The organism is Methanobacteriaceae archaeon, assembly GCA_013403005.1.
GTDB lineage: Archaea > Methanobacteriota > Methanobacteria > Methanobacteriales > Methanobacteriaceae > Methanobacterium.
Genome location: JACBOA010000015.1, coordinates 73,067 through 88,721, shown reverse-complemented (window position 1 = coordinate 88,721; position 15,655 = coordinate 73,067). Strand labels below are relative to the sequence as shown.

The window sequence follows — 15,655 nt, the reverse complement described above, 5'->3', positions numbered from 1 at the left end:
TTTATTTCACCATGATCTCTTCTTTCACCCTTCCCAGAGAGTAGGCAATGGCATTGGAGCTTAAAGTTGAAGCCACGAAGAATGTAATGGCAATAATTGCTCCGAAGGGTGTTTGTATGTATAAAGCAATAATTGCAGACATGCTGAATCCGATAACGTTAAGATAGAGAAGTCTTTCCTCACGGTTCTGGGCTAAGAGTGTGCGCAGTGCCATGATCACAACGATAATCCCTAATATTTCGATAAACATGATATTGCACCTATGTTAATTTGGTGTGCCTCCCCATTTTCGCTGCTATTTTCCCCAAAAGCCGGGAAGCAGCAGGATGGTGTAATCCCTGTATGGTAAGGATGGCTATCACCATTCCTACAATATAGTATTCAGGTTTAAAACCGATAAATGATGTTAAGTAGATAATTGCAGTAATGCTAAGCGCTCCGGTGGTACCTGCATATCCAGGGTCAGCACATAACCTATTACCAAAGTACACTAAAAGAGCAGCTATTAATCCTCCCTCAGGTATTCCGATGCAGTAACATCCCACAGAAGCCAGTAAGGTTCCAGCGGAAGCATCGGGTGAACAAACTATATTTCCCTGGAAGAAACCTCCAGCCAGATCTCCACCTCTTTTTTGAACTGACCTGCCTATAACATCCGCACCTTTAACTCCTGGTGATTCTGGAAGACCCATCCAAGTGTCAATTATGACAAAGTTCAACCAGGATATAATGGCAGCCAGTGCAATGCCTAGAATTTCATTCATTCAGGTTCCTCCGATTCAGGTCTGGGAACTACTTTTTCTAAAATAAATTTGGCAAATAAAGCAGTAATAATCCCGGTGATTAGTGCAACGATATATCCCTGGTAACCTAACTCGTAAACCATGGCATAGAAACCTATAGCCATCACTGCAGTTGGGAAAACAGCACTGATGGTCCACGAATGCCTCATGGGTTTCTCAGGCAGTAATGGTAGCCTCAAAGCCAGTGCAGGTAGCAATGCGGCAGCCAGGGCAATAAGATAGTTGAAAACATTAGCATGAATAATCATGATAAATAGGTGGTCTCCTTTATGTATTTAAATGTTTACTTTTCCATAAGTCATAAGTAATATCAAATTTTATATTTCCTAAATGATTATTAAAATTTATTGCTTAAAAAAATATGCTATATGGCTGGAAAAAACATTTAATTTACTCCAAAAAATATATAACTTTTATAAGCTCAGTTAACAATAAAAAGGAGTTTATTATGAACATAGACAGGACTTTATCCATCTTTTTAACTTGTATTATATTAGTGGGAATTATTGCTGTAGTATATATCATACTGAATCCATTTCAAGGTGAAAAATTTACAGAATTTTATATTTTAGGGTCTGAAGGCAAGGCCGGAAATTATCCTACTAACTTGAATCAAGGAGATATTGGAAATATCACTGTTGGGGTTGTCAATAAGGAACAAGCAACTATTAATTATTTAATGGTGATTAAAGAGTCCAATCAAACATTAAAATCAGAAAACTTTACATTGAATGATGGCGAAAAAAAAGAATTACCATTTAACTTCACAGCAGAATCAAATGGTCAGCAGAAAATTGAATTTAATCTTTATAAGTTACCCGATACCAATAAAGTTTATAGATATCTATTTTTGGTGGTAAACATAAATTAAATTTTGATAGTTTGAAAAAATTTTTAAAGCCAATAATTGTGCTTATATGACTTAATTTTCGATTTTAAATTGAAATATAGGTTATTCGTGGATTAGGAGATTATAATGAAAAATAAAAAAGTTTTGGTTACAGGAGGGCTAGGTTTTATTGGTTCACATTTGGTTGAGAAACTTTCTCATGATAACCAGGTGATTATAGTTGACGACCAGTCTACAGGAAAGATGGCAAATATCGAAGAATTTGATCAGGATAATATAAGTATCGTACTAGGTGATATTAACCAAATCGACTTGGTAAATACAATGGATGGTTGTGATTATGTTTTTCACCATGCAGCTCTGGCCAGTGTCCCAGCCAGTGTTGATAATCCATTACTCTGTAATAAGGTAAACGTAACGGGCACTTTAAAAGTTTTAGTTGCTGCAAGGGATGCTAATGTTCAAAAAGTTGTTTTTGCATCATCATCTGCAGTTTATGGAGATAATGAAAATCTTCCTTTATCTGAAGACATTCTTTTGAATCCATTGTCTCCATATGCAAGTAGCAAGGCTTCTGGTGAAATGTACTGTAAGAATTTCACTGATCTGTTTGATTTATCTACAATATCGTTGCGTTATTTCAATGTATTTGGTCCCCGACAAGATCCAAATTCTCAATATGCTGCGGTTATACCTAAATTTATAGATGCTTATATCCATAATGAAAAACCTGTGATATTTGGGGACGGTAAACAGACTCGTGACTTCATATATGTGAAAGATGTTGTTAATGCAAATATTATTGCAGCAGAATCAAATATAACTGGTGTTTACAATATTGCTTCTGGTGAAGTTATTAGCATTAATCAACTTATTGAATTAATAGAAGATATAGTCGGTGAAGAACTAGATGTCAAATATGAAGATCCCAGAAATGGTGATATTAAACATTCTACTGCAGATATATCCAAAGCCAAATCATCAGGGTTAATTAAAAAACACGATTTAAAATCGAACCTTGAAGAAACTGTTGTTTGGTTTAATGAAACAATTAATTATTTTAATCGAAAATAAATATCTCTCTGAAAACATATTCCTAAATAATCATATATCAATTATTGCGTATTGAGATTTAAAACAAATTTATAAATACTTTTACAGATAAGGAGGCTATTATATGAATTGGAAAGGAAAAAATGTTCTTATCACAGGTGTTGCTGGATTTGCTGGTTCTTACCTTGCAAAAAAATTGCTTGATTTGGAAGCTAATGTTTGTGGCATGGTACGAAAAAGGGCAGATGGTACTAAAGCAAAAAATTTGATTGATAGGGGAATCATTAACGATTTAACTGTTACAGAAGGTGATTTAACAGATATAACATCTTTAGCCAATGCTTTAGATTTTTCGGAACCCGAATATATATTTCACTTGGCGGCACAGTCTTTTGTTCCCAGATCTTTTGAAAGTTCTCTGGAAACTCAGATGATAAATTGCATAGGAACTGCAAATTTGTTGGATGCCGTACGAATTAAAAATATTGATCCTAAAATTGTCTTCGCAGGTTCAAGTGAAGAATATGGTCTCGTTATATCATCAAAAGACCATTATAATAGTGCAAAAAAGGAATATGGGACAATATTTCCAGAACCTGAAAAAATCCCTGAAGTTCCTATTAGTGAGACTAACCCTCTGCGTCCAATGTCTCCCTATGCAGTTTCCAAAGTTTATGGAGATTATCTAATGAGAAATTATTATCACTCCTTTGGATTGAAAACTGTTGTATCTCGTGCTTTTAATCATGAAGGAGCGGGTCGAGGCTTGATGTTTGTGACTTCTGTTGTAACAAATCAAATCATGAAACTGAAGTACGGGGAAGTAGATAAGATTAATATAGGAAATTTAAATGCATTCCGTGATTGGTCTCATATTAATGATATTGTAAATGGTTATTTGAAGCTCGCTGAGAAGGGAATATCTGGAGAAGTATATAATCAGGGTTCACAAAGAACTAATTCTGTTTTAAGTTATATACTTTTAGGTTTGAAAGAATCTAACTGGCAAATAAACAAAATAGAGACTTTTAACGGAGATAAAATTATTAAAGACCCCGTTGAGCATGATGATAATGAGATATTTGGTCTTAAATTTGCTAAAACAAAAGTTGATCAGATGATGCTTGAGGGAGAATTAGAGTATACTCTTAAAGATAAGGGCATATTTGTCCACACTGATCAGGGAAAAATTTCAATTGAATTTAATCCACACAGATTCAGGCCTGCTGAAGTTCCAATACTCTTAGGAGATACAGGAAAGATTCAAAAATTGGGTGCAGAAATTAAACACAGTCTGAATGACATTATTAAAGATCAGTTAAACTATTTTTTGAAAAAAGAGAACAGAAATTGAGATTGTGATCATTTAATAAAACCAAATTGAATGGAAGTAAAAAATTTATTTTTTTCCATATCATCTTCTTTTTATATATTTAGTTGGATCATACATTAACTTTCTCGTATATAACAACCACACCAATTGATTTAATTATTTTATAACCCTTAAGATCCGGATGAGGGTTACTTATAGTGTCAATATAATACTTAACATTGTTTTTCTGGAGATAATCAGCAAATTCATCTGAATTGTTGAAATATCTTGGAAAAGCTGCAAATACTTCTTTCTTAAAAAACCAAGTAGCTGCATTAGGATAATCAGAACCAATAACTACTTTCATATAATTAGGATCATAATTTTTTATCCAGTTACTCGCATCGCCAATATCCACAGTAAAACTTTTTTTAGGGGTATGTCCAAAATATGTTGCTGTAGATGTAGACAAAAAAACTAAAGCTATAACTATATAAATTATACCACATTTAAAGTTTGGATTATCTATTTTAGTTTTTAATTCCAATAAAAATTGATTCAAACCCAATATTATGAAATAAACAAGTGCTGGGGCCATTGTAATGAAATATCGATCTACTTTAAATGGCAGAGTAGATTGGAAAATGAAAAAAGCACAGAACCACGACAAAAATACAAAATCCATATCTATTATTCTTAGAGTTTTCTCAGAAACATCACTACTTATAAACCTATATAAAATGTATAATAATGTCAATAAAAATATTTCACTGAAAATTAAGGATTTATAATAGAAACTGATTATTAACAAACTTAACAAAGCTAACAATATTATAATTTTTATAAAATTTGTAATATTTATTAGTGATTTATCTTCGAATCCTATTCTTGAATTAATACCCCTATAAACATAAAAAGAAAGGCCAATTACAGTTATCAGACTAATTAAATAGGATAATAATGAAGGATAACCATAAGATGGATTTAATATTTGGTGATATGTGCCCTGGAAAGGGCCAACTGAAATATAATTCAAAATATTTTGTGAAAAGTATAAAAGATTAGGATTATAACCGACATCACCCACTCCAGTGGAAGATGAAGTTACGATCAAAAAGAAAAGATTGTAAAATGCAGCACTATCTATTTTAGTTATAAAATATACTAAAATCAAGAATAATGCTCCTATTTCTATTCCTATTCCTAATAGAACCTTTTTCATGTTTTTAATTTTTTTTATATTTTTAAAATTTATCAACAGACATAAGATAATCGGTATTATCATCAGACCAGCAGTGTACCTGGTAAGTGAAGCAATGACAAAGACTGGTAAAACTAAATATAAAAATTTTGAATCTTTATTTAAACCAATAATAGTAAAATAAAGTGCCCAAATAGAAAATACAACTCCAGGTATGTCTATACCTCCACTAACTGCCCAGGATAATACAACTGGTAATGAAATAAAAATTAAACTACCTGTTAAACTTTGTATGGAATTAAAACGTTGTTTTAATAGTAAATAAAATCCAATAATTCCTATTAAGAATATTAATCCACTCACTATGAAAATAGCATTGATTGACAAATAACCCATTCTAAACAGAATAGATGTTAGTAATGGAATTACAGGAGGAAAATATGTAATAACACCTCCACCATTCATACCTGCGTAATAAACTGCATTGTTAAGATAGTTAAAAACATCCCAATAAGGAACTCCAATTTTTATCTGAACACTTAAAAGATATGAAATCATTCCTAAAGTGATTAAAATTAATATAAAGAGAGGATTTTTGTATAGTCTTCGAAAAAGTCCTTTACTATCTTCTTTTAGATTTTTTTTACCATCCAAATTATCACCTGATTTCACTAGACAATCATCTATAAGAATAACTTAATAGATTTTACAATTGCTCTTTTTTAGATTAATAACAAGCAGGGTAGTTAATGTGATTTTTTTTATATTGTATTTATTTTTTAAACTATTGAGACTTTCCCATTATACATTGGCAATGGAATGTTGATTATTTTTCAACATAAAGCACTTATTATCTTTGTGTGGTGGTTGGGTTCCCGTTTAGTTTGGTTCCGTGATGGTTGTGGTGTTGGGTTGTTGTTTTCTGTGTATTTTTGTGTCCAGTTCGCTGCCTCGGATTTTATGGTGTTAAATATATAAGTCCTGCAGCAGCATAGTTCACGGGATTTGTTGTTCCCTTTTCTTGATTAGAATAGGTTATATTTGTTGTTTCATGGTTTGTGTTTGAATAGTTTGTATCTTTAGTTAGTTTGGTGCTTTCTGATGCTACGTTCACCGTGTTTGTACTTAGAACGAGTGTGATACTAATTAATAATAAATTAATGTCAATTTATTTTCAATATTACTGCCACATATGATTTATTGATAAGAATACTTTATGAGTTTTTTCCGCAGATTACATTTTATTACCGCTTAATTTGATTTTGTTTAAATGAATTTATTATTATTTATTGAATGTTCAGATTAGTTCTTTATCAACATAGATCGATATTAAATATGTAGGTTAATTATGTAGGTTAATGAATTAAATAACAGTAAAGAGTTAAGATAAGCATCAGGTGCAAATCAACTTTAGATTTTTCTAAACTCATTAGAAGGTTTTCTCTCGTTTTGATGACTGCCAATTAGTACTATGAATTTTGTTTTTAAATGTCTAAGTAAAGAATTTGAGGCGTATGTGGAGGTTAAATAGGAAGATAATCATTTCAACTGATATCCGTATCAGAATTAATCTTGACAAAAATCGTCTTATGATGATAGAATTTAGAAGAAATGGCTATAAATTATGGCTTTTCTATTATGAAAAAAAGAAATTGTGTTGGAGCTGAATTAACTATAGCCATGGATATAAGACACTTGTACAACCATTAGGCATGCTATTCCACCAATGGGGGCAGTTCATGTACAGTAAAAATTTTATCTAGAAAATCCGTTGCGAACCTAAAAATATAAAAAGGGGATACTAAAAAAATGAGACTTATCCTTGCCGTGTAAAGGCTATTTTTCAGTTTTAAAAACTATGGGTCTGGATTAAGTGGACTAATTAGAATTGTTCCTTTAATTCGACCATAAGAAAAATTCACGAATAAGATAAGAGTTTTCCGCCGATATATTACAAAATATATTATAATATTAGAGTTATGTGCATGGGAAATCCATCAAAATATTTATAAAAACGATTAATAAGTAAATTAAGTAAATTATATGATAAATGGGGCAATTTAAGTCTATAAGAAGCAAAATTGAAACTTTAACAAATTCTTCAAGAATGGAGTGGGCTACAATACAACCTCTATATCATACAAATCAGTAGCAAAAACCACCTATTTAAGTGTACTTTTAGCAGCCTTAATAGTATCCAAACTAAAACCCGATAACAAGCAACTACAACGCCTCGCTGAAATGTAAAAATCTAACACCCTATAAAGTCCATACAAAGCAAAATCGAAGACTTTATCAAATTCTTCAAGAACGGAGTCGGTTATGAACAAGTACCGTCTTATACATACAAATCAGTAGCAAAAACCACATATCTAAGTGTACTTTTAGCAGCAATAATAGTATCCAAACTAAAACCAGATAACAAGCAACTACAACGGCTCGCTGAAATGTAAAAACCTAACACCCTATAGATAATAATTAAGTATTTAGAAATATATCATTTCCAGTGTTGCTATAAATCTTGTTAATTTTGTTCAAATTATCCAATGAATCTTGAGAGATCTTTGTTTCAGACACGGATGTTCGTTTTCGTAGGATATTAAAACCCATAACTTTCACAATCGAATTTAAGTAGAAATATCCTATGTATCCTTTTGAAGTTGTTTTATTCAGATCAATAATTGTTGCATTCCTAAATCCAAAAACATACAACTCAGTGCTCCCATAAGCAGTAAAAGTTCGTTGTTTTGAGTCATAATGATCGATGAACCATTCTGCTGAGCTTAATTCACTTGATGAAATGGTTTGAACCTTTAAGTACATGAGCCCTTTCGTTTTTTCAATCTTCGTAATATCTTTCGCATGGTGCATGGATAATGGAATTGAATTAGGTAAATCATCATCCACAATCTCATATACAAAACCAGAATTAAAAAGGAAGAATATTGCTAAAAATAATGCTAATAATCTATTTAATGTTATTCCACTAACATCAACTCTAAATTTTAGAAATTTTGCCGTATTCGTTTTAATTAATGTTAAAAATCTCTTAAAACCAAGCACCATATATGGTGCTAAAATTAAAGATGTAACCTGAAATATTCTTTCAAAGCCAAGCGAAAACCCTGCAAAAGGCAAAACCACAAAAATACCTAAAATTGCACAACTTGAAATTGCCATAATCTCAAACGTTTTTACTTCTTTTTTAATTCGTATACGTTGTAACAGATCAATCATTCCAATGACTATGAAAAAAAGAACAGAATAGAAAATATATCTGAATATTGTGTGAAAGATTTTTGAAGAAGATGATGTGAGAACTTTAACTGAAACATTTGCTTGGGGAGTAAATATGTCTGAAAGTCCATTGAATATTGTTTCAATAAAACCCACAAGGAAACCCAGAACCGACCCGTAAGAGACATAAATTTGCCATGCAACTATTAAAACTACCAATAATAAAATATAATTTAAATTAATTTTGGACTTACTAAAAAAAAACGTGTACTTTAAACTCGTTTTGGAAATGAGATATTTTAGAAATATATACGATAGAACATAAAAAAGAAAAATATAAGCCAGTGAGTAGTGAGAACAGACTAATGCAAAGGTAAATAAAATAAATACAATTACATTTGCTGCATTGTACTTTTTGTCAACTATTAACCAGAGAAGTAATACAAAAAATAGTTCTGCAATTTGTTGTCTTGCAAGTCCTATCATTAAAAAAAAGAACTGTGAGAGTGAAATGACAAAAAACACAGCTAATAATTTCTCTTTTTCTGTAAGATCTATGGCATTTTCATAAAATGAATACAATACAACAGGCACTAATGAAAAGAAGAATGGTGCAATATATTTTAAATAGAAAACATTGTCAAAGCCACACATGATCGAAAATATTGGGGGAAGTATTGTAATACTCAAAACAGAATTTAATAAGCCAGTCGTAGACACATCCCATATCTGATTTATGTATGTTAAATTCGCCTGCCAAAGTTCTCCAAATATATCAGTTCCCACTAAAAAAGGAGAAAACAATGAGACATGATACAATAAAGCAAGGGATGTAATAAATATTACAAAGGGATAGAATTTTGAATCAAACTTATTGAATACAACAAAAATAGGAATAAGAGATATTATTAAAATGAAGATCATCAATAGAAGATTGTTATCTAAGTAATAAGCAAAATTAACCCCTATCACGCCAATAAACAGATTCAAAATTATTAAGAGTAGATATGGGTTCATTAAAGAAAGATTGATTTTACTGGGCTTTGGTTTGTAATCGTTGTCAATAAGATAAGCAATAATTAAGAGTATAATTACTGAAAAAATGAAGGTTAATTGAAGAATAAGCTGAGTAAGAGGTTTTAAAATTCCAATTAAAGGTATTATCTGATTTAAAATTAATCCAATAATCATAATAAGGGCTAAACTAAGTCCTATTGAAAATGTAAATGACTTAGTAAGCCCCAATTCATGAAGATTTAAAATTCGAAGAATAATGAATCCTGGAATTAAAAGAATCAAAACCCCAAAAAAGGCTTTGAAATCAGGTAAACAGATTTTTAATGTTTCTAATAATGAAATAGAAATATAAACAATTAATATTGAAAATATTAATACCGTAAATCTTCTCATTGACCAGTCATTGATTTGTAACTCATTAATATGTAAATCCATTGAATCACATCGATAATTCCTTAAACGTCAAATATTAAATGCCCGGTGTTAATGTCAGATGGGGACTGTAAAATTAATGTGTGTTTTAGTGTTCATGAAAAATTGAAATTAGTTAATTATTGGTTCTTTCACCAAACAAAGATAAAGTATAGCAAAGATAAGTTGCAAATATCACTCAACCCCTAATAACTTTACACCCCGTCAGATGAAAAAGTTTTAATATATTATTAATTCATTGCGTAGTTTTCAATTCATTCCTGTATGTTTACATTCCTTATAAATATTATAAGCTTTTAATAATCTTTTCTCCATAATACTCCATTTATATTTTTTCTCATAAGCATTTCTTCCATTCTTTCCTAATTTTTCATATATACTTGGATCTTTAAGTGTTACGATAGCTTTTTTAATAAATTCTGCATTTCCATAGGGAACTATTATTCCACATCCTTCTTTCTGAACAATATTTGCCATTGAAGTGCCATCATTAACTATAATAGGTTTTCCAGACATCATAGCCTCAAAAAGCTTATTCGGACTAGCATATCTATTATTAGGAATAGCAGGATCATAGAAAGCAAACAGCACATCTGCGGCCAGGGTTTCATTAATAATATCTTCATAATCCAAAAAGCCTTTATATTTAATATTTTCATTAATCCGGGTTAAATCTTTAATTTCATTTTTTAATGATCCCTCTCCAGCAAAGATCAACTTGATATTCGTACCGTTTATTGCTTTTATGACAGCAAATAAACCCCGTGATTCATGTAATAAACCACCATAAAATAAAACTAACTGTTTATTTAATGTAATCCCCTGATTTGATGGTATTGTTATATTTCTAAAATAATCAGGGGGAGAATTGTAAATGTAATAAATCTGATTAGTTTTAGAGCTTTCGATCTGCACGAGTCTGGATTCGTCTGCCAAAAACAAAACATCTGTAAAACCTATGAAATATTTTTCTAAACCGGAAATAAAATTCTTGAAAAATCTGGGAATTGATGAAGGTAAATTATCGGCATAAAAATCATAAATTGTGTAGTATAATTTTTTTCCTTTAATCAACTTAACTAAGGACGCGGGAATCAACGTATCAAGATCTGTTGCATGTATTACATCTGAATCATCTTTTAGTAAATAAATGAATTCAAATAACCACCAGAATGGTAAGTAAAAAACAATATGAAATTTGTCATAAGGCGCTCTTAAATTAAAGGTTATCTTTTTATAATTAGCTTGATCATCATTAGAATCTGCATTGCGATCCCACAATAGCAGTTTAACTTTACAACCATGTTTAGATAAACAATCAGCTACTTTATTTATTGCAGGGTCGATAGCCCTTGAACGAATCAAAATAACTTTCATTTAACCTCCAGAAAATTATTTTTTGCAATATTCTTCAAGCTCATTTACAACTGTTTTTTCATCACTATTTCTGAAAAATTTAGCAAATTTATATATAACTGGTGTTACTGGAGAGTCCATGACAATCTTTGCCATTATTTCGCTTTCGAAAAGCAGTTTTGAAAATTGATCAATGAAAGTTTTATTTGAAGAAAATTCCATGACAAATTCATCCCAATTCTGATTAATATTAATTTTATCTAAATTAGTAGGCCCCAAACCTTCTTCTTCAGCCGTTAAAATATGCTTAGCTTTTTCAATGGGGATCCCCATAACTGCTGCGCCTAATGCATCAATGGAAACAGGATTATTTGAAGTTAACAATAAATCGAGTTTTTTGGCTTGCCCATACATTGGCCCATGACCATCAAGAGCATATATTCCATCCATAACCACAATTTTAGGGTTGAGGGATTTAGTTATTAAAGTAAGCTTTTCACTCAGATTCTTGTGGTGTAAACATCTCATGGTATCCGGATAACATCCCCACAAGTTTTTCATACTGAGAGTTACACCGGTCATGACGTGCACCTTTAACACTGGAACAGAAATAAAACAATCCACATCATCAAGAAGAAGTTTAGGTAGTTGAACTTTGACCTTTTTACCCGCAATCTCTTCTTCAAGAAATCTTGAAGGCAAATGAGACAAATTTACCAGATCAACGCCCGCATCTCTGCAAATTTCAGGCATTTGGTGACCTTTAAAAGAATCATCTGCAGTGAAAGAATGATTACCTCCATTTGATTCTCCTAGTATAACATTATCCGCTCTGTCTTTTAAAATTTCTAGTAGAAATTTGATTAACTCCGGAGATGTGGTAATACCCTCCTTATAGTAGGGATAAGTAAAATTCGGTTTAATGAATACTGTGGAATCTTTTTTAACTTCTTTTTTCCACTTTATGAATTCAAGACCTCTTTCTATATCTTCTTTTAGATCTTCAATTTTTGATATGTAAGCTAAAGATTCATGCAATCTTAACTACCTCATCCAAAGTTTTTTCAAATTCGTCAGTAATTGACTCCCAATCTTTATTTTCAACAAATTTTCTAGCGATCTTTCCATCAACCTTATTATTTAATTTAAATCCAAGACTGATTACATCTTCCGGTTGATTTACATAGAAAATTCCATTTTTTTCTCCAAATTCTTTTTTTATGCCAAGAAGGTTTGTTGTGATGACAGGTTTTTCCATTGCCATATATTCATATATCTTAATAGGAACTATGTCTTGCATTATTTCCTCATCAGGATAAGCAGGTAAAATACAGACATCAGATGCTGCTACAAACTCAGGTATTTTATTATATGGTTGTTTACCAGTTAATATGAGTGTTTCATGTAATTGATATTTTTCTCTTATTTCTTCAAGATCGGAGTACGCATCCCCATCTCCTACTACCATCAATTTAATTTTTTCATGATTTCCTTTTCCCAGTTCCTCTGCTACTTCTTTGACACCTGCAAAGTGATAAATCCAACCCATGAAAAAGAGTAATAATTCATTATCTTTTACCCCATACTTTTTACGGATAATTGAACCATCAATATCCTGATCAAATCTGTCTAAGTCAATACCAGCATCTATAACTAATGTTTTGTCTGCATTAGCACCAAGTTGTATAACTGACTCAGATAGCTTTTTGTTAATAGTTATAATCAAATCAGAATTTTTGATTATATTCCTTTGAACTTTTTTACCAACGAGCTGTAACGATTTTTCTGGTATTAGCGTATAAAGAACGTCAATAAGATAATAAAAAAATGGTATTTTGTGTTTTTTGGCTGCTCTAGCAGCAATATATGTATTAATCAAACCAAAACCAACAATAACATCGGGTTTAAATTCCTTGATCTGGCGATTGATTTCTCTCCAACTAGTCCAAGTCCAGGAAATATAATTTAAAACTGGAACCTTGAGTAGGCCTGGCCTTACCACGTCTATACTGGCTTCATCATGAATTTTATGAACACCTTTAAAAACCTGTCTTTTGGAGATTATTCCCTCGTTCTTATTGGTTTTCCAGTCAATCTCATAATCAATAACACGTATCTTATGACCTCTTAAAGATAATCGTTCCATAAGATGGTGTTGTTGATGGGGGTTCCTCTGGATCCAGTCGGATTCCTGTACAACAAGTATATTCATAAATATCAAAATTCTGCGCTTCTCTCGATATCATCCCAGTTTTCCACAAACCAGGAATAGGTTTTCTTCAAACCATCCTTAAAAGTTGTCTTAGGATTATAATTAAGAATTTTTTGGGCTTTTTCAATGGAAGAAAGCAAACGTGTCTTAGCATCCCAGTCCCTTCGGGCTGCGTAGGCAATGCCTTCCGTGTTCCCGGTTAACTCATTAATCATGTTAGCCATGTCAATGACTCTGGTTTCAGTGCCAGAACCAAGGTTAATTGCTTCACCAATAGCCTCGTCCACTACTCCCATAGCCATAAGACCGTTAACAATATCATCCACATAGGTCCAATCCCTGGTCTCAGTCCCATCCCCAGTTATGGGCAAGGCCTGTCCAGTCATAGCCCAGTACATGAAATTAGGAATCACATTCCGGTACTTACCAGGTACTTCTCCAGGACCAAAAACATTAAAAAACCGGGCATTAACAATAGGCAACCCATAAAGGTTATGGAAATAGTTAGTGTATAGTTCTCCCAACAATTTAGTAACCTGGTAGGGGGTGTGAAGACTGATGGATATATCATGTTCTTCAAAGGGCATTTTAGAGTCCAACCCATACACTCCACAACCAGATGAAGAATAAACAAAACGCTCCACATCCACAAGATGGGCGTACTGCAAAACTTTCAGGATACCCATCCCATTAACCATCAAATCCAGTTCAGGGTTATCCACACTGTTCTGGTTGGCAAAGTGAGCTGCCAGGTGAAAAACATAATCCGGTTTTTCCTTAAAAACCCTTTTAAGCATCTCATCATCCAAGATATCCCCTTTAACAAAATCTATATTTTCAGCTTGAGGAAGATTCCATTCATAAGCTGAATCCAGGTTATCCAGTATAATAACTTTACCCGCATGCTCTGATAGCCTCTGGGAGAGGTTGCTACCCACGCAACCAGCACCACCAGTCACTAAAACAGTTTTATCATTGTAATCATAGTAATCCATGTTATCTCCCCACCAAAGTGTTTAAAACGTGTAATTTTTAATTATTAGCTAATCATCAACTCTATAAAACCATCGCATCCATTCCACAGTTCTCTTGATTCCCTCTTCAGGATCAACCTTGGGATCATGCTTCAGATCTTTAATGGCCTTGGAAAAGTCCATGGTCTTAACCTGAGTGGTGAAATCCTCGGCTTCTTCATAGGTTACCAGAGAATCATCCCGCCCCACAGCATTCAAGACCAGATCAGAGTATTCTTTAATATCCTTCTCCCACTCTGTACGCCCGCCCACATTGTAAACCTCACCAGGGATGAAATTATCCACAATATTGGCAAAAGTGGATACAGTATCCTCCACATAATCAATAATACGCTTATGACCTTTATAAACAGTGTAAGGCTGATTATGCAATGCTTTATAAATGAAAATGGGTATGAAACCCTTGTAGGGAGAATATTCCTCATGGGGGCCGTAGCAGTTAACCGGGCGCACCCGAACCGTTTCTGTTCCAAACATGGTAGCGGAGTTCATGCACATTAACTCACCCGCCCATTTAGTAATGGCATAATCATTCATCTGATAAGTATCCTTAATGGGATTGTTGACCATGACATCCTCACTCATTATGCCCGTGTAATCCCCGTATACCTCAGCTGATGAGAAGAATATCATCCTGAAGCCCAGTTTTTCCTGCAAACGTAACATATGTTTGGTTCCAATAACATTGGTCTGCCACAGGTTTTCATAGTATTCCTCACCATTCCAGCGACCGTATTCAGCAGCCAAATGATAAACGTAATCAAAATCCCTCTCATCAAAGAGTCTTTCCAGCTGTCGGTAGCTGCGCACGTCACATCGCTGGTAGTTGTCCCGGTTGTTGTGAAGCAGGTCAACAGCCAACACTTCATGACCTCTCCTTTCTAATTCCTTAACCAGATTGGTTCCTATGAATCCTGATCCGCCTGTAACAAGTATTTTTTCAGTTTCTATAGAAAAACCTCCCCAATAAAACACAATAACAAGTTAGTAATTAAATGACCTATAATAATTTGTAACTGAGACAATAATATAAACTTTGCTAAAGTAGAATAAAGGAAGATAAAATTTCATTCATATTATACTTTTGTGGGATTATGAAATTAGTGGGGTTTTAGCAATATTTGCATGAAAAATTTGACATAATTTGT

Annotated in this window: 13 protein-coding genes; 3 read left to right on the top strand and 10 right to left on the bottom strand. The window is 32.6% G+C overall.

The features are described from left to right. Position 1: 1 nt before the first annotated feature. The 3 genes from HVN35_09745 to ehaA are packed head-to-tail and all read right to left on the bottom strand — an operon-like array spanning position 2 to position 1,051. The gene (locus HVN35_09745; GenBank protein NYB52824.1) at positions 2 to 250 is read right to left on the bottom strand and encodes a DUF2109 domain-containing protein; all 249 of its coding nucleotides are present in this window, start codon (positions 248 to 250) and stop codon (positions 2 to 4) included. Between the two features lie 10 nt (positions 251 to 260). After that, entirely contained in the window at positions 261 to 764 is a 504-nt protein-coding gene (locus HVN35_09740; protein ID NYB52823.1) for a hypothetical protein, read from the bottom strand. Then, on the bottom strand, positions 761 to 1,051 hold the full coding sequence (ehaA, locus tag HVN35_09735; GenBank protein ID NYB52822.1) for an energy-converting NiFe hydrogenase A subunit EhaA: 291 nt from the start codon (positions 1,049 to 1,051) through the stop codon (positions 761 to 763). The genes HVN35_09740 and ehaA overlap by 4 nt, the downstream gene beginning before the upstream one ends. Positions 1,052 to 1,164: 113 nt before the next feature. Here ehaA and HVN35_09730 point away from each other — a divergent pair, with 113 nt between their 5' ends. From HVN35_09730 to HVN35_09720, 3 genes are all read left to right on the top strand, one after another. Beyond that, positions 1,165 to 1,674, top strand: a complete 510-nt coding sequence (locus HVN35_09730; protein ID NYB52821.1) for a DUF1616 domain-containing protein — start codon at positions 1,165 to 1,167, stop codon at positions 1,672 to 1,674. A 105-nt stretch (positions 1,675 to 1,779) separates the two neighbouring features. Then, positions 1,780 to 2,727, top strand: coding sequence for an SDR family oxidoreductase (locus HVN35_09725; GenBank protein ID NYB52820.1), 948 nt, complete (start codon positions 1,780 to 1,782; stop codon positions 2,725 to 2,727). Between the two features lie 103 nt (positions 2,728 to 2,830). Beyond that, the gene (locus HVN35_09720) at positions 2,831 to 4,060 is read left to right on the top strand and encodes a GDP-mannose 4,6-dehydratase (protein ID NYB52819.1); all 1,230 of its coding nucleotides are present in this window, start codon (positions 2,831 to 2,833) and stop codon (positions 4,058 to 4,060) included. Positions 4,061 to 4,148: 88 nt separating this feature from the next. Here the strand turns inward: HVN35_09720 and HVN35_09715 are convergent, their stop codons facing one another. The 7 genes from HVN35_09715 to HVN35_09685 form a co-directional block, all read right to left on the bottom strand. Next, complete coding sequence (locus HVN35_09715; GenBank protein ID NYB52818.1) at positions 4,149 to 5,801, bottom strand: glycosyltransferase family 39 protein; 1,653 nt, start codon at positions 5,799 to 5,801, stop codon at positions 4,149 to 4,151. A gap of 1,896 nt (positions 5,802 to 7,697) precedes the next feature. Next, entirely contained in the window at positions 7,698 to 9,908 is a 2,211-nt protein-coding gene (locus tag HVN35_09710; protein ID NYB52817.1) for a DUF2206 domain-containing protein, read from the bottom strand. Positions 9,909 to 10,154: 246 nt separating this feature from the next. Beyond that, positions 10,155 to 11,282 (bottom strand): glycosyltransferase family 4 protein, encoded by a 1,128-nt coding sequence (locus HVN35_09705; GenBank protein NYB52816.1) that lies wholly within the window; start codon positions 11,280 to 11,282, stop codon positions 10,155 to 10,157. A 15-nt stretch (positions 11,283 to 11,297) separates the two neighbouring features. Further along, entirely contained in the window at positions 11,298 to 12,299 is a 1,002-nt protein-coding gene (locus HVN35_09700) for a DUF362 domain-containing protein (GenBank protein NYB52815.1), read from the bottom strand. Further along, positions 12,292 to 13,473, bottom strand: coding sequence for a glycosyltransferase (locus HVN35_09695; GenBank protein NYB52814.1), 1,182 nt, complete (start codon positions 13,471 to 13,473; stop codon positions 12,292 to 12,294). Before HVN35_09695 ends, HVN35_09700 begins: the two co-directional genes overlap by 8 nt. 5 nt (positions 13,474 to 13,478) lie before the next feature. Beyond that, positions 13,479 to 14,468, bottom strand: a complete 990-nt coding sequence (locus HVN35_09690) for an NAD-dependent epimerase/dehydratase family protein (GenBank protein NYB52813.1) — start codon at positions 14,466 to 14,468, stop codon at positions 13,479 to 13,481. A 48-nt stretch (positions 14,469 to 14,516) separates the two neighbouring features. Continuing rightward, the gene (locus tag HVN35_09685) at positions 14,517 to 15,458 is read right to left on the bottom strand and encodes an NAD(P)-dependent oxidoreductase (protein ID NYB52812.1); all 942 of its coding nucleotides are present in this window, start codon (positions 15,456 to 15,458) and stop codon (positions 14,517 to 14,519) included. Positions 15,459 to 15,655: the final 197 nt, after the last annotated feature.

What these genes read in the sequence shown, in the direction of transcription:
- HVN35_09745 (NYB52824.1), bottom strand. Translation starts at nt 250, where the DNA reads ATGTTTATCGAAATATTAGGGATTATCGTTGTGATCATGGCACTGCGC.
- HVN35_09740 (NYB52823.1), bottom strand. Translation starts at nt 764, where the DNA reads ATGAATGAAATTCTAGGCATTGCACTGGCTGCCATTATATCCTGGTTG.
- ehaA (NYB52822.1), bottom strand. Translation starts at nt 1,051, where the DNA reads ATGATTATTCATGCTAATGTTTTCAACTATCTTATTGCCCTGGCTGCC.
- HVN35_09730 (NYB52821.1), top strand. Translation starts at nt 1,165, where the DNA reads ATGCTATATGGCTGGAAAAAACATTTAATTTACTCCAAAAAATATATA.
- HVN35_09725 (NYB52820.1), top strand. Translation starts at nt 1,780, where the DNA reads ATGAAAAATAAAAAAGTTTTGGTTACAGGAGGGCTAGGTTTTATTGGT.
- HVN35_09720 (NYB52819.1), top strand. Translation starts at nt 2,831, where the DNA reads ATGAATTGGAAAGGAAAAAATGTTCTTATCACAGGTGTTGCTGGATTT.
- HVN35_09710 (NYB52817.1), bottom strand. Translation starts at nt 9,908, where the DNA reads ATGGATTTACATATTAATGAGTTACAAATCAATGACTGGTCAATGAGA.
- HVN35_09705 (NYB52816.1), bottom strand. Translation starts at nt 11,282, where the DNA reads ATGAAAGTTATTTTGATTCGTTCAAGGGCTATCGACCCTGCAATAAAT.
- HVN35_09695 (NYB52814.1), bottom strand. Translation starts at nt 13,473, where the DNA reads ATGAATATACTTGTTGTACAGGAATCCGACTGGATCCAGAGGAACCCC.
- HVN35_09690 (NYB52813.1), bottom strand. Translation starts at nt 14,468, where the DNA reads ATGGATTACTATGATTACAATGATAAAACTGTTTTAGTGACTGGTGGT.